The sequence below is a fragment of the Enterococcus sp. E4-150 genome (genome assembly GCF_035726465.1).
Taxonomy (GTDB): Bacteria; Bacillota; Bacilli; order Lactobacillales; family Enterococcaceae; genus Enterococcus_B; species Enterococcus_B faecium.
The window spans coordinates 124,189-139,698 of sequence record NZ_JAPRGK010000005.1 but is presented as its reverse complement, the minus strand read 5'-3'; the positions used below and the strand labels follow the sequence as shown (position 1 = coordinate 139,698).

13 protein-coding genes are annotated in these 15,510 nt (G+C 38.0%); 12 read left to right on the top strand and 1 reads right to left on the bottom strand.

All coding sequences use genetic code 11. The features are described from left to right. The first annotated feature begins 73 nt into the window (after positions 1-73). The 9 genes from OZ002_RS06330 to OZ002_RS06290 all read left to right on the top strand — a co-directional run bounded on the left by OZ002_RS06330 (position 74) and on the right by OZ002_RS06290 (position 10,733). On the top strand, positions 74-1,108 hold the full coding sequence (locus OZ002_RS06330) for a DUF916 and DUF3324 domain-containing protein (RefSeq protein WP_325082942.1): 1,035 nt from the start codon (positions 74-76) through the stop codon (positions 1,106-1,108). A gap of 13 nt (positions 1,109-1,121) precedes the next feature. Beyond that, positions 1,122-1,457 (top strand): hypothetical protein, encoded by a 336-nt coding sequence (locus tag OZ002_RS06325; RefSeq protein ID WP_002306162.1) that lies wholly within the window; start codon positions 1,122-1,124, stop codon positions 1,455-1,457. After that, positions 1,441-3,921 carry a hypothetical protein gene (locus tag OZ002_RS06320; RefSeq protein WP_325082939.1) on the top strand — a complete coding sequence of 827 codons (2,481 nt, stop codon included), beginning with the start codon at positions 1,441-1,443 and terminating at the stop codon, positions 3,919-3,921. Before OZ002_RS06325 ends, OZ002_RS06320 begins: the two co-directional genes overlap by 17 nt. Before the next feature lie 55 nt (positions 3,922-3,976). Further along, the gene (locus tag OZ002_RS06315; protein ID WP_325082938.1) at positions 3,977-5,536 is read left to right on the top strand and encodes a helix-turn-helix domain-containing protein; all 1,560 of its coding nucleotides are present in this window, start codon (positions 3,977-3,979) and stop codon (positions 5,534-5,536) included. Next, positions 5,533-6,897, top strand: coding sequence for an NAD(P)/FAD-dependent oxidoreductase (locus OZ002_RS06310; RefSeq protein ID WP_002331581.1), 1,365 nt, complete (start codon positions 5,533-5,535; stop codon positions 6,895-6,897). The genes OZ002_RS06315 and OZ002_RS06310 overlap by 4 nt, the downstream gene beginning before the upstream one ends. 171 nt (positions 6,898-7,068) lie before the next feature. Beyond that, positions 7,069-8,139 carry an ABC transporter permease gene (locus tag OZ002_RS06305; protein WP_002296464.1) on the top strand — a complete coding sequence of 357 codons (1,071 nt, stop codon included), beginning with the start codon at positions 7,069-7,071 and terminating at the stop codon, positions 8,137-8,139. 14 nt (positions 8,140-8,153) lie between these two features. After that, on the top strand, positions 8,154-8,822 hold the full coding sequence (locus OZ002_RS06300) for an ABC transporter ATP-binding protein (protein WP_002295078.1): 669 nt from the start codon (positions 8,154-8,156) through the stop codon (positions 8,820-8,822). A gap of 19 nt (positions 8,823-8,841) precedes the next feature. Further along, positions 8,842-9,420, top strand: coding sequence for a TetR/AcrR family transcriptional regulator (locus tag OZ002_RS06295; RefSeq protein WP_325082933.1), 579 nt, complete (start codon positions 8,842-8,844; stop codon positions 9,418-9,420). A gap of 401 nt (positions 9,421-9,821) precedes the next feature. Beyond that, positions 9,822-10,733, top strand: coding sequence for an N-acetylmuramoyl-L-alanine amidase family protein (locus OZ002_RS06290; protein WP_002300433.1), 912 nt, complete (start codon positions 9,822-9,824; stop codon positions 10,731-10,733). 87 nt (positions 10,734-10,820) lie between these two features. On the opposite strand, the gene rnhC is transcribed toward OZ002_RS06290, so the two are convergent. Continuing rightward, positions 10,821-11,738, bottom strand: coding sequence for a ribonuclease HIII (rnhC, locus tag OZ002_RS06285; RefSeq protein ID WP_002296459.1), 918 nt, complete (start codon positions 11,736-11,738; stop codon positions 10,821-10,823). Positions 11,739-11,939: 201 nt separating this feature from the next. Between rnhC and zapA the strand changes: the two genes are divergently transcribed. From zapA to OZ002_RS06270, 3 genes are all read left to right on the top strand, one after another. Then, on the top strand, positions 11,940-12,377 hold the full coding sequence (gene zapA / locus OZ002_RS06280; RefSeq protein WP_002295087.1) for a cell division protein ZapA: 438 nt from the start codon (positions 11,940-11,942) through the stop codon (positions 12,375-12,377). Between the two features lie 58 nt (positions 12,378-12,435). Beyond that, positions 12,436-12,984, top strand: coding sequence for a CvpA family protein (locus OZ002_RS06275; protein WP_002295088.1), 549 nt, complete (start codon positions 12,436-12,438; stop codon positions 12,982-12,984). Positions 12,985-13,098: 114 nt separating this feature from the next. Next, a complete protein-coding gene (locus tag OZ002_RS06270; protein ID WP_325082930.1) occupies positions 13,099-15,459 on the top strand; it encodes an endonuclease MutS2 in 2,361 nt (786 codons plus the stop codon). The last annotated feature ends 51 nt before the right edge of the window (positions 15,460-15,510 follow it).

The following is a 15,510-nucleotide window of genomic DNA, read 5'->3' as shown; positions in this document are numbered from 1 at the left end:
AACAAACTGCGGTGAAAATACTATAGGTGAAGGATCTTTTACCGCAGTTGTTGTTGAAAGGATGTGGTGGACAATGAATCAAAGTAAACGACTGTTTGTTTCGTTTTTTTCTATTTTAAGTCTATTTTTCATTTTTCCGTCAATCAGTCAAGCAAAGCATTCAGCAGGAGACTTTGGAATCAAACCGGTATTTCCAGAGAACCAAATAGATAAAGCAATCGGTTATTTTGATTTATTAGTGGCACCGGAACAAAATCAGACACTAGAAGTAATTATCAGCAATTCTTCAGATGAAGAACGAACATTTGAGGTCTCTGTCAATCCGGCGGTAACGAGTGATGGTGGAATGATCGATTATAGTCAAAAAAAACCAACGTTAGATGAGACATTGCCGTTTGATGTCCGTGACGTTTTGCTCATTGCGAAAAAGGAAATCAATGTATCAGCACATGCAGAAACAACTGTACCTATAGAAGTGAAAATCCCAGCAAAAAGCTTTAAGGGACGTGTATTAGCGGGTATTCATGTTTCACCTAAAGAAGAAGCTGAAACAGAAAATGCTACAGAAGGAGCACAAATCAAAAATCGTATTGCTTATAATCTCGCAGTCGTTTTACAAGAAAGTCAAGAGACGATAGAACCGGATCTGAAACTTTTATCAGGAGATTTGGACGAGGTCAACGCAAAGCCAACTGTTCAGCTTCGTTTCCAAAATCCTCAGCCTAGGATTATCAGCAATTTGATATTTACGAGCAAGATCTTTTATGAAAATCAGCTTTATATTGAAAATACGTCTAATGCATTTTTAGTTGCACCAAATTCGAATTTTCACTTGAATCTTGATTTAGCTGGTGATAAAGCAAAAGCCGGCGATTACCGCGCAGAAATCATAGCAAAATCAGGCGACAGTAATGAATGGCGATTTACACAAAACTTTACGATCAAAAAAGAAAAAGCACAAAAAGTAAATGAAAATTCCGTTTTTGCAGTACAAGAACAATCTTTCCCATGGCTTTATGCAGGATTGGTTGCTGCAGTTCTAGTGTTATGGTTGATTTTGCTGTTTTTGTGGGTCCACAAGAAAAAGAAAAAAGGAGAAACAACATGATGAGGTGATTTCGTTGAAAACATCGATCTTATTGGGAGGGATTATTGCAAGTTTGCTGTTCTTCAGCTGGCAAGAGCCAGTCCAAGCAGATACCAAAAGTTCAGGTACGATTACATTTTATGATCTAAGTCCAGTTCCGCATCCAAGTGGTTCAGTCAATGGCGCATCAAAACAGCAGACACAGCTACCGATTTATAAAGAATCTAATCAACATGGCGTATTCCCGGAGACGAATGAACAAAAGATCCGTTTTCTTTATTTGATCATTGGTATAGAATTATGGCTTCTTGCGTGGTTGTTGTTATGGAGAAGAAAGGAAAAGGAGGATGAACATGTTGCTACAAAATAAATTTTCATTTTTTTGCTCCTTCTTTTTTACTTCGTTTTTTGTTTTAAGTATATTTACCTTTTCACCTTCGGCAGAAGCTGTTGGAGCAACGCCTCCTGCCATTTCTTATGATCCATACACGTATGAAAATATCGTACCTCCAAATGGTGGACGTAGTGCAGTCAATGGCGGGAAGCTTGTCCAACTAACTGGGGCTAATCAATTGCCTAAATTGACTGCTACTTATTTGAACGATGGTTCAAATGATCCTTGGAAAGGTGGCACGGTCCGTTTTCATTGGGAAAGCCATGTGAAAATAACAAATGTACTTGATTTGGTGAATATCACTGCACAAGGATTTGCATTTGTGGCGATCATCAATTTGCCGGAACATGTATCAAGCAGTGATGTATTAAAAGCAATTGACTGGAACAACGCCTACTTGTATATTGCCGGTGCCCCCATCAAGGTTACTAGCGGAAGTTTATTATCAGCAGGAAGCCATACCTTGCGTTTTGGGATGGGGTCGTGGGATACAAATACTCTATTGGCAGATATTATTGCTATTATTACGCGAGGCGAATTCAACGTGGACGATATCCCGCTTCAATTTGATATTACAGCTAATGTAGCGAAGATGACAGAAAACGGAGATAAATATGATACGAGCCCAAACAAAGTTTTGACAAAAGGCAGATTACAGCCTTCTATTTCGAAAAAGGCCGTTTTTTCTGTTGATTTTTATGATTCGAATAATATTATCCAAGATCGTATGTTCAATTCGATTTTAGCTCCAGCTGCAGGTAGATTTTATCCTAAATTAACTGGCGGAAACTTGAATCCAGGAGCATATGCATTTTCTGCAAGTGCAGAGATAAATACGTGGAATAGTTACATCTCACCAAGTGATTCAACAGGAAAATATAATACATTTGCTGATACCACAGAATACGTGGATGGAAATAACCAGAACCTTCCAGGCTCTACCAATAGTCGGACATTGACGATGGGGCTGACTGAAGGACGTTTTGATCAGTTGCCATTTAGTCGCTTTGATCGCGTAGTCAACTATTTTACAGGAAAAAACGTTACACAAGGAGCAATACTGACTCATACTCCAGCAAGCACAAGTGGATTGAATCAGACAGCCAATATCGTGTACAGTGGGAAAGATGCGCAAGGCGGATTGCTTTCTCCTGTTGCTTTAAAGGTATTGGAGCAGTACAAGCTAGACGGAACGGTTTTACTAACAAACTTAACAGCCGATAGTCAGTGGGGAAAGCTCCTTTCTTCTGCATCGTACCAAGTCACGGCCAATTGGTCAGCAACTGAACTAAAAAAGGGTTCGATCCATTACAGGCTTTATTCGAAAGGAACCCAAAAATTAGCGACAGGATGGACAGATCAACTTTTCCAAACGATCCAATCAAATAACGGGGGTGTAAATACAGCTACTTCTACACTACCTGCATTGGCTTCAGGGCAATATTATTTTGATTATCGCTTGGTGGACGATGTACTTACTAACATGTATCCGTCTTTTGCGTACAAATGGCAGTCTGAACAAGCTGGAATCACCACTCTTCCTCAAATAACAGTGGCTAATTTTCCATCTGTGAGTGCAGATAGTCAGCTAAAAAACCTTAGCAGACAACCTGAGACAGGAGATCCCCTGTCTGCTCTATCAGGAGATACGATTCAAGAAAATGTGACATTCACGTTAACAAAATCTGGGGATGCGATAACCGACAAAAAAATCACGATCTCACTTCCTGAAAATACTACTTATATCAATGGTTCCTTAAAATTAAATGGTACAACTATCGCAGATACCGGCATTCAACAAGGAGTTTCTGTCCCAGCAGATCTATTGAGCAAAATAGGAGATACCATTCATCTTACTTACAACTATCAATTAAATACTGTAGATACTTCTGTACAATCCGTCAGCATACTGACAAAGGCAGCTGTACTTTCCAGCAATATTACATTAGCAGATGGTGCTAAGCTTCCTAACCCAGTTGTCCAAACATCTGCTAAAACAATTCTTGTCCCCAAACAAGAATTAACATTAGTTAATGTACCAGATGATTTTACATTTGGTAACGATCTCCCCAAACCGTTGAAGACAAGTTATTATGAAGCAAAAGGCGATTTTTCTTTTGATGTGCGGGATACTCGGCTTCCAAGCACGTCTCCTTGGCAACTGACAGGTACATCGACTTCTTTATTTAAGAATGATCAAGGTCAAGAATTAAGCGGAACAAAATTATACTTCAATCATTCTGGATCAAAGCAATTGATTCAGCAAGGTCAAAACACGTTGATTTATGAGAGTGATGGAACAGCTAAAGGAGAGGTTCTCGTTGACTTTCCCGATACCGATGGTTTACTCTTAGAGGTAAATAGCAGTACGAATGCTCAACCTGGCGCAACGTATCAAGGCATGGTCACATGGGAACTGACAGCTGGGCCAACCAGCTAAGTGATTAGAATTTGTATGGATCTGTGATAACTGTCACAGATCCTCTTTTTCAAGGATGAGAAGGAAACTTCTGCTGTTAAAATCAGAAATGCTTGGAGGAGTGGACTTGGAACTTTTCAGTTTGCTTGAAAAAAATGAACAACGGCAAATCAAACTTTTCCAACTTTTATTAGAGGAAAAAGGAGAGGTTTCCGTTAATAACGTACTTACCCGCTTATCAGTTGATCGGGCTACCTTGAAAGAAGATCTGTTTTATTTACAAGCTAACTTGGAAAATATCAAACAATTGGAAATTGTTATCCAAGAAGGGAATATTTTATTAATCAGACATGGAAATATAGCAGCAGTCGATGTTTATTATCATTGTTACTTGCGCTATTCTACAAAATATCAGATACTTCTTTATCTGTTGGAAAATGGCTCATTTGATCGGCAGAAACTTGTCATGGAACTTAATATCAGTTCGGCTACTTTGTCTTGCAGAGTGAAGGAATTAAATGATTCTTTAAATGAGTTTCATCTGAAAATAAAAAGCGGGCGGCTGACCGGTCCAGAAAGTCAAATTCGTTATTTTTATTTCCAATTATTTTGGTTTGGACGTCCCTATCTTGAAAACAAAAAAGAATACAGTGATTTATCAGGAAACACTTTTTTAGATCTGCTGCAAAAAGAGTTTAGTTTTGCTATTACAGAAGAAGGACGATTGAAATTTGAAATATGGCTTTCCATTATGAAGAAGCGAATGCGCTGTACGAAAAAATCCAAACCAGATTATAGCAATCTTCCTGTTGGATTGTTTCAAACGACACAATTTTTATTGGACCTCCATACATTTTTGACCCGTTACTTCTTTCAATATGCCTTTCCTTGGAATCAAAATGAAACGTTGGTTTTTTATCTTTTCATGATCAGTAACTTTACATTAGATACACATAACTCGCATGTCCAGGAGTTTTTGATAAGCGAAAAATACAAAGACGACGTAGTAGCTCAATTGAATCGAACGTTTAAACAATCGATAGAAGAATATTTCTCTTTTTATGTTTTTCCAGAAGAGATTTCGCAAAAGATTGCGTTGACAGTGATGCAAAACCACGCTCATTTTGCCTATTTTAGGGGATGGATGAATATTTTTGGCCAAGAAGGATTAAAACAGCGGTTAACTGAAGTAGAAGATAAACAATTCCTGTTTTTATGTGAAAGATTGGTCAGACAAACATTTGCTATTGTTGATTTTACTGAAGTAGACGAGGAAAATGCCCGCTTTGAATTATTTGCTCGCTATGCATCTATTTTACGGACGCTGATCAAGCAGTTAGAATTACGTCTGCAAATTGCTTATGATCTTCCTTATGAAAGGCTAATGGCGGATATCGTGAAAGAAATCATCCAGGAACAATTGCTGAATACGATCAAATATGATTTAGTCGAATACGAGAAAGAAAAGCAGTATGATATCATTTTGACTAGCCAATTGAAAGAGTACCCGTCACAGAAGTCCGCTAAAGTTTTTGTATTCACTAGCAACGAATATAATTATGATTTCCCCTATTTGAACCAATTTTTAAAAGAATGTTATTTAGAAAAATTGAATTTAAGGATGAATAAAACATGAAAATCGTGATCATTGGTGCTTCCCATGCAGGCATCACAGCTGCCCTAAATCTAAGAAAACTTCAACCGAAAGCAGAAGTTTTACTGATCGATGAAGATCATAAAGATGGACTAGGCTATGTTTCAAATGGAATCAACCTTTATTTAAAAGGAAAGATACGTAGTTTAGCTGAAGTTGCCCATAACATGCGGACTCTTCAAGAAAGTGGGGCAAAACTGATCACCGAATGGAGAGTAACTGAACTTGATCCAGACAAACATCAGCTCATCCTCGCATCCAAAGAAGGAAAAAACGAGACCATAACCTATGATAAATTAATCGTAGCGACAGGTTCCTCTCCTGTCACCTTGTATAAACAAATTGAAGCTGAAAATGTCTACACCTATAAAAATCTAGTGCAATCTAAGCAAGTACTTGCCGCTTTAAAAGAAGCAAAAGAAGTAGTGATCTTCGGTGCTGGTTACATTGGATTGGAATTAGCAGATGCTTTGAGAAATAAAGGATACATTATTCATCTAGTTGATTATATGCCGAATGTTTTATCAAGATATTTCGATAAGGATATGATCAACAGTTTTCAAAATCAGCTGCAAACTAAGCAAATAAATTTTTATCCAAATGAATTCTTGATCGATTGGAAAAAATCAGAAGAGAAAGTAGTATCCGTACAACTTCTGTCTCAAACAATAAAGGCAGATATGGTCATTTTTTCTGCCCAAACTCGTCCTAATACGACATTGTTAAAAGAAAAAGTGGCTTTGTATGAGGATGAGACTGTGATAGTCAATGAATATCTGCAGACAAGTGATCCGGACATCTATGCGATTGGAGATATCGTCCCAGTCAGTTTTGACAAAAATAAACGGCATCTCTTTTTACCTTTAGTTACTCGAGCTGTACATATGGCAAGAGCAGTAGCGCTAACTTTGAGTGGTCAGCCAACCGCTTACGACCTCAGACAAAAGATAACAGCAGCAGTCATTATAGACTACTTTTTAGGAACTGTAGGGCTGACAGAAGATGAAGCGCCATTCTTGGAACAAAATACCGGTTCGTGTTCAGGAGAATTTGATCTATTTCCACAATACGATGAAGAAAATAAAACAGTAAATGCAAAGCTGATCTACCATCCGGATACATTAGAAATAATTGGCGGACAGCTGATAAGCCAAGAATTCTTATTATCAGATTTGAACCTGCTTGCGGATATCGTGAAACACAAAACTACGATTCCACAGCTAGCAGTTGAGGATTTTGGATTTCTGTCTGAATATACCCCTCGTTTTCACTACCTTAATGAGTTAGCTTTTAAAGTACTAGCTAAAAGAGCAAATAGCAATAGAGTAGATAAAAGACTGTGAGAAATATCACGGTCTTTTATTGTGTGGGGATATAATAAATATTAATCAATCGAGAATAAAAAAATTCATATAATGAAATAGCGGAAGAATTTTTTGAGCTTAATATTCGCCAAAAATTTATCAAGTGATAAAATTGTTGTATAAAATGATTATTTCAGGAGGAGGAGTTAAATGTTTTTAGCATTAAATGAAATTATGCATTCAAAGTTACGTTATGCGTTAGTTGCAGGGGTGATGTTTTTGATTGCCTACCTGGTATTTTTTTTGACTGGGTTAGCTTATGGCTTAGCTCAAGATAATCGAACAGCAGTCGACAAGTGGGAGGCAGATTCGATTGTGCTTTCGAAAGATGCAAATTCAAATCTAGGGATGTCCATGATTACTAAGAAGATAGCAGAAGAAGTCGAAGGTGGGAAAGTGGCGTATCTTGCCCAAACACCTGGAGTCGTGACTAGTAAAGACAGTACAGAAGAAGGAAAAATCAATGTTAGCTTCTTCGGTATCGATAAAAATCAATTCATCATGCCCAATCTTGTTGAAGGAAAAGCTTTTGATAACGATGATGAGGCAGTAGGCGATATTAGTTTGAAAGAAGAATATGGTCTAGCCGTAGGAGATACAGTTAAGTTATCTGGTAGTGACAAGACGTTTAAACTAACTGGCTTTACGGATCATGCCAAATTCAATGTCTCACCAGTTCTCTATACAACCATCAATGCTTACCAAGAGATCCGCTTCGAAAAAGAAGATACAAGTGAAAATGCACGGATTAACGCAATAGTTGTCAGAGGTAAAATCAGTAATTTACCTGAAGATTTAGAACAGATCAAAATTTCTAAATTCATCAATGAATTACCTGGATATAATGCGCAAGTATTGACTTTTGGATTTATGATCGGATTTTTGATCGTTATTGCGGCTATTGTGATCGGGATTTTCATTTATGTACTGACGATGCAAAAGATTAATATCTTTGGTGTAATGAAAGCACAAGGGATCACAGGAGGATTTATTGCGCGTTCTGTAGTGGCACAAACATTTATTTTATCATTTGTTGGTATTCTTCTTGGTCTATTAGGAACAGTGGGAACATCCCTTGTTCTACCTGATGCGGTTCCATTCCAAAGCAATTGGCTGTTTTTTGGCGTCATTAGCTTGTTGATGCTGGTAGTAGCTGTGTTAGGCGCACTATTTTCTGTTCGGACAATCGTAAAAATCGATCCGTTGAAGGCAATTGGATAAGAAGGAGGAAGAACATGAAAGCAATAGAATTTAAAGAAGTAGAAAAAAGTTTCCAAGATGGCGACCAAGTAGTTAAAGCATTGAAAGAAACAACCATGAGTATCGATAAAGGGGAATTTGTTGCAATCATCGGTCCTTCTGGTTCAGGTAAAAGTACTTTTTTGACTTTGGCAGGCGGATTGCAGACGCCTAGCAGTGGCTCTGTATTTATCAATGATCAAGAATTCAGTAATCAAAAAGAAAGTGAACGCGTTAAACTACGTTTTAAAGAAATTGGCTTTATTTTGCAAGCTTCCAATCTGGTTCCTTTTCTGACAGTAAAAAAGCAGTTATTATTAGTAGATAAGATCAAACATGAACATCGTCAAAAAGAAGCAAACGAATTATTTGAGCAGCTTGGCGTGGATAAGTTGATCAACAAGTATCCAGAAGAACTATCTGGTGGAGAACGGCAAAGGGTCGCAATCGCTCGTGCATTGTACAATGATCCGTCCATTATTCTAGCAGATGAACCAACTGCTAGTTTGGATTCAGAAAAGGCACGAGAAGTAGTCGATATCTTGGCAAAAGAATCAAAAGACAAAAATAAAGCAACAATCATGGTTACTCACGATACACGGCTGATTGACAAATGCGATAGAATATTTATGATGGAAGATGGTGTATTGAAAGAAAAAGAATAACCAAAAAGCAGGTGGAAAAATGATCCATCGATACAACAAAGATACACAGCAAAAAATTTTGAAAGAAGCGACTGACTTGTTTATGTCCAAGGGATATCTCGGCACTTCAACAAGAGAGATCGCACAAAAAGTTGGGATCACCCAGCCCAATCTCTATCATTATTTCGGTGATAAAGAAAAACTATATACGGCAGTTTTAGAAAACCACTTAAAAGATGTTGGAAAAGCTTTGAGAGAAATCGTTCAAACAAGCGAAACGGGATTTCAAGTGACCTTGACAAAAATGGCGCAGTTTTTGATTGAGACACATCTGATCGATTTGTTTCTGATGCTTCACGATCTTGAAAGCAATCTTTCAAAGGAAACAAGAGATCATTTTTTCTTTCTATGGAAGAAAAATTATCGTGAACCTTTTGAAGAAATCTTTTCAGCAAACCAATCTGTGCTAAGAAATGGGATTTCAAAAGAAATCGCAGCAAGGCATTTTTTCTTAGTGTTAGCACCTTACATCACCCGGTCGAAAAGACCTGTGGAAGAACCGCTAAATGTGGCGCAATTGATCGATTTATATTTGAATGGTGTATTAGGAGAAGCGTAAAGCTGTTATATAGGGAGAAAAATAGTTAGGTGAAGAAGCAAGATATGACGAAGATCGTTATATCTTGCTTTTTTATATAGGTAGTTTTTCATAAATACAAATTTGTTATTCTCTCATGATTATCAGGGTATATTTTTATTTATTATGTCGGTGTTCCAGGAAGTGTTTTAATTTAATAACGAAGAAATTAATTGTTTGTAGAATGAAGGAAACTATTTATTGGGTAGATGAATCACCACGAATAGTCAAAAGGAGATTTCAGGATATGCCAAAAATGAAAAAAATCATTTTAGCAGTAATGTTATTTTCTACGGTTATATCTTTTACAGCCCCTTTTTTGCGTACTTAAGCTGATTTTAAGTTTTGGCCCTTAGTCTGGATCTACGAGGTGAGAGTCAAGAATGAAAAAAATAATTGGAGCTTTTGTATTTGCAATCATTATCATTATTATCTGTTTTCAAATAGATGTTTTTGGTCAAAAAAAGATAGTTGGACAAACGGTCAGCAGCACGAACAGTACGGTTACAAAGGCAAAGGAATCATCTGATGACACAGAACAAGAGACATTAGTCAAAATCGGAAAAAATGACCGTACACTATATACAGATGACTCGCTAACTACCCCACTTGCAACTATAAACGGCGGAGAGCTGACGGAGTTTCTTTCTGAAACAAAAAATGCTTATCAAATCAAGACAAATGATGGCTATACTGGATATTTAGCCCTCGAAGATGGAACCAAAGTCACAAAGAATATACAAACAAAACCGGAAGAGCTATCTGATGCAGTGATTGTATTAGATCCTGGGCATGGAGGAAATGATACTGGGGCATTAAGCAATGATGAACAAACAGAAGAAAAAGATATAACATTAAGTACAGCCATAAAAGTAAAAAAGGTGCTAGAGGATGCTGGAGCAACGGTTTATTTGACCCATACTACAGATGAATTAGTACAGCTTGGAGATATATGCGACTACAGTGAAGAAAAAAAGGCAGATGTCTTTATCAGTTTACACGCAGACTCTACGGAATATGCGAATGAAGCAACTGGAATCACGACATATTATTACTATGGACAAGAGGAAACATTAGCACAGACAATTGCTGACTCCTTCACTGATCTGCCTCTGGATTCAAGAGGAATCTCCACTGGGAACTATCAAGTTCTTCGAGAAAATCTTCAACCTTCTATTTTAATCGAGATGGGTTATATGAATAATGATAGTGATTTAAAGGAATTAGTAACAGACAGTTATCAGCAGCAGATTGCTGCAAGTTTGACACAAGCATTGACCACTTATTTTCAGTAATAAATAAGCCCAGCCAAACAAAAATAGCTCCTCATATTTTTCGTTTGGCCGGGCTTATTATCGCAGATGCAAGCTTTTGAACACCGTTTATTTTTTTAGTAGCTTCAAAGCTTTTTCTGTATTTGCAAAGTGAAGTTTGGCATATTTTTCAAGCATAGGCATGCCGCCTTTCTCCAATAGTTTTGCCGCTACTTGGTCAGATTTCGTTCCAGCTCCTGATGGAAGGGTGATTCCAGCTTCAGCTGATGCTTTGTGTAACTCTTCCAAAAAGCTGGCACGACTGATGATAGAAGCAGCAGCAACAGCTAAATGATATTGTTCTCCTTTAGTAACGAAGTACAGTTTTTCTTGTAATTGATTTTTTTCTAAACGCGCATATTTTTTAAAATTTGCTTCCGGCGTAAACTGATCGATCAAAATCGCTTCTGGTTTTTCTGGCTCGATTTTTTTTAGCAGCAAATGGATCGCTTGATTGTGCAAAGCGACTTTCATCCGAACGGCATTGTATTTTGGTTGGATCTCATTGTATTTTTCTGGAGATAAGACAAGCAGTTTATAGGGGATGGTTTTTTTTAAGATGTCAGCAAGCTGGATGATTTGGCTATCTTTTAACTCTTTTGAATCTCTAACACCAAGTTTACGTAATTCTGCAAGCTGATCACGTTTCACATAAGCAGCACATACTGTTAGCGGACCGAAATAGCTGCCATTTCCGACCTCATCACTACCTAAAACGGATAATTGACTGATATTTTTTGGCAAAGAAGAGGCTGTTTTTGCTGGCTTGGCTTGTTTATCCTGTGCCTCCCCCCATTTATCAGCTTCTATTGCTGCATTCGTACCTTGAAACATCACTTTTCCGGATGTATAAGCGGTAATGGTCGTCCCGTCTTTTTTTGCAGCAAAGCTAGTATAAGGAATCTGTTTATTTAACAAATAAGAGCGATAGTATGCTTTCATTTGACTAAGTTGGTCGTTTGTTGCTTTGATAATGACGTTGCTCATAAAATTCTCCTCGTTTTTATACATAAAACTATACCGCAACTCACGACTTTTCGTTTTCTAAGAGATTGCGAGACATAGCATTTTTTTAAAGTTTATCATATAATAGTTAAGTATGTGAAAAATATTTGTGGAGAACGGTGAAAGAACCAACTTCATGGTACACTAAATAAAACTTTCATCAAATAGGAGGAAATGATTCGTATGGCGCACGAAAAAACACGCTACAAAGCGGTGATTGCCAACCAAACATATACTATTATCGGACGGGAAACCAAGCATCATATGGATATCGTAACGAAGCTGATCAATGAACAGTTAGCAGAATTGAAACAATTATCACCACAAATGGATAATGAACAAGCAGCAATCTTGATGGCTGTCAATGCGCTTTCGGATCAATTGAAGAAACAAGAAAGAATCTTGGAGCTGGAAGAAGAAACAGCAGAATTAAAGAAAAAAATGATCAAATTTACAGAGCTTGAAAATCGTGTGAAACGCATTGAAGCAATCGAGAACGAAGCTCGGGAAGTATTGAAAGAAAATGGTCAAGCAGATCATACCATTAAAAATCATGTGGAAGCACAACAGATTTTAAACGAGAAACGAAAAGGACAAATTAAACAAAAATCTTCTAATTAAGATCCTTTTATCAAAATAAGAAAAATTTAAAAAAAGTTAGAAGAGAAAGGAACGTAGCATGCTGAGTTTGCTGATTTTATTTTTATTGCTAATTGCGTTTTTTTCTGGAGCACGTCGCGGGTTTGCTTTGCAAATCATATTCGCGATTGGATATGTATTGTCATTTATTGCTGCCCAGCATTTTTACAAACCATTAGCAAGTCATTTGGAATTATACATTCCATACCCAGCTGTCACGCCAACATCAAAGTTAGCATTTTTTGATCAGGTATTTGCCTTTCACCTAGATGAAGCTTTTTATGCAGGAACTGCTTTTCTGATTATTTTGCTAATTGGCTGGCTGCTTACCCGATTTGTGGGGGTTTTTGTCCATGGATTGACGTATGTGCCGATCTTGAGACAGGTAGACTGGATTGCAGGAGGCATCCTGTCACTAATCATGGCTTACGTTACTATATTTTTGATTTTGCAGTTACTTGCCTTTGTTCCATTAGATGTGGTCCAAAATCAATTCGGCGAGCATAGTTTCGCTCGCTTTATCGTTGAGAGAACGCCATTTCTTACCAACAAGATGTATGAGCTTTGGGTAACGAATATTTTGAATTAAGGAAAATAGTGCTGGAAAATATTTCGTTTTTTGTACAGAGTAGATTATTTAAGAAGGCTGCGTAGCGTATGTCCGGCACAGCTCTTTTTTCATAGTGAAAGATAAGGTGATAAAATGAATAACCGAATCCTTGAAACATTGGAATTTGAAAAAGTCAAACAGATGGTCAGACAATTTGTAGTGACTGCACAAGGAAAAGAAGAACTGGCAGAATTGGTACCAGTGAGCGAGGAACAAACGATCACAAACTGGCTTCAAGAAACTGAGGATGGATTGAAAGTGCAACGTCTGCGAGGCGGGATCCCTATACCTAAACTTGAAAATATCCGTCCCCATATGAAACGGATTGAGATCGGAGCAGACTTGAATGGAGTGGAGCTTGCACAAGTTTCCAGAGTATTGTCTACGACAAGCGAATTGAATCGTTTCATTGATGATCTTTATGACAGTGAAATCGAATTTGCACGTTTGTATATGTGGGCAGATCAGTTAGTCACGATCCCTGTTTTGAGCCGCCGTTTAAAGGAAGCAATCGATGAAGACGGACGCGTGACTGATGACGCTTCTCCTGAGTTAAAGAGCATAAGACAGAACATTCGGCGAAGTGAACAAGCTGTTCGTGAACAGTTAGATGGGATCGTCCGTGGGAAAAATGCAAAGTATTTAAGTGATGCGATCATCACCATGCGAAATGACCGCTACGTTATCCCAGTCAAACAAGAATACCGCGGTGTATTTGGCGGTGTAGTCCACGATCAAAGTGCTTCAGGACAGACTTTATTTATTGAACCAAAACAAGTGGTGGATTTGAATAATCGTTTGCGTCAATACCAAATCGCTGAACGAAATGAGATTCAACGTATTTTAAGTGAACTTTCTGCTGAACTTGTTCCCCATCGTCAAGAAATCATCCACAATGCTTATGTGATTGGTAAAATGGATCTGATGAATGCAAAAGCACGATTTGGTAAAGAAGTAAAAGCTATCGTGCCGGGAATCAGTGAAAACAATCATGTCGTCTTGAAACAAGCAAGACATCCACTGATCGATCAGGAAAAAGTAGTTTCTAATGACATCACAATCGGAAAAGACTATCAAGCCATCGTCATTACAGGACCTAACACAGGTGGGAAAACGATCACGTTGAAGACTTTAGGTCTGTTACAACTGATGGGGCAAGCAGGATTACCGATTCCTGCAGGTGAAGAAAGTCAAATCGGTATTTTTGAGGAAGTATTTGCGGATATAGGAGACGAACAGTCGATTGAGCAAAGTCTATCGACCTTTTCTTCTCATATGACGAACACTGTAGATATTTTATCAAAAGTCAATGAAAAAAGTCTGGTATTATTTGACGAGCTCGGTGCAGGAACAGATCCGCAAGAAGGTGCTGCTCTAGCAATCGCAATCTTAGATGATCTTGGTAAAAAGTCTGCTTATGTGATGGCAACAACGCATTATCCTGAATTGAAAGTTTATGGATATAATCGGGCAAATACGATTAATGCCAGCATGGAGTTTGATGTGGATACATTAAGTCCAACGTATCGTTTGCTGATTGGCGTTCCTGGACGAAGCAATGCGTTTGAAATCTCTAGCCGATTAGGTCTTGATACAGAAGTTATTGATGAAGCGAAGCAGTTGATGAATGATGAGAGCCAAGATTTAAACGAAATGATCACAGATTTAGAGAATCGCCGGAAAATGGCAGAGACCGAATATCTGGAAATGCGTCATTTTGTTTCTGAGGCACAAGAACTTCACGATGATTTGAAAGAAGCTTACAGCTATTTCTTTGAAGAACGTGAAAAAGAAATGGAAAAAGCAAAGAAAAAAGCAAATGAAGTCGTGTCAGAGGCGGAAGAAAAAGCAGAAAAAATCATTGCTGATATTCGTAAAATGCAACAGCAGATTGGGCAAGGAAATGTGAAAGAGCATCAGTTGATCGATGCAAAGACCCAATTAGCAAATCTACATCAAGAAGAAACTTTGAAGAAAAATAAAGTATTGAAGAAGGCGAAAGAACAAAAAACGTTGAAACCGGGAGACGAAGTGTTGGTTACGACTTACGGCCAAAGAGGGACGCTTTTACGTAAAAACGGGAATCAGTGGCAAGTAGAAATCGGTATATTAAAAATGAATGTGTCCGAAGACGAGCTGACGCCTGTTGCTCCTCAAAAAGAGCCGACACAACGAGTTATCCATGCTGTACGATCTGAATCTAGTAGTCACGTGCCGAATCAATTGGACCTTCGAGGAAAACGATACGAAGAAGCGCTAAGTGAGGTAGATCAATATTTGGATTCTGCCATTCTAGCTGGTTATCCTCAAGTGACTATTGTCCACGGAAAAGGAACAGGCGCACTTCGCAAGGGAATTACTGATTATCTTAAAAACCATCGGAGCGTCAAAAGCTTTGAGTTTGCACCGGCAAACCAAGGCGGAAATGGTGCGACAATTGTTAAATTTAAGTAAAGCTTACTAAAGGTAAGCAGATGGTTCGCTATCCAAGTATAGAAATGCTAT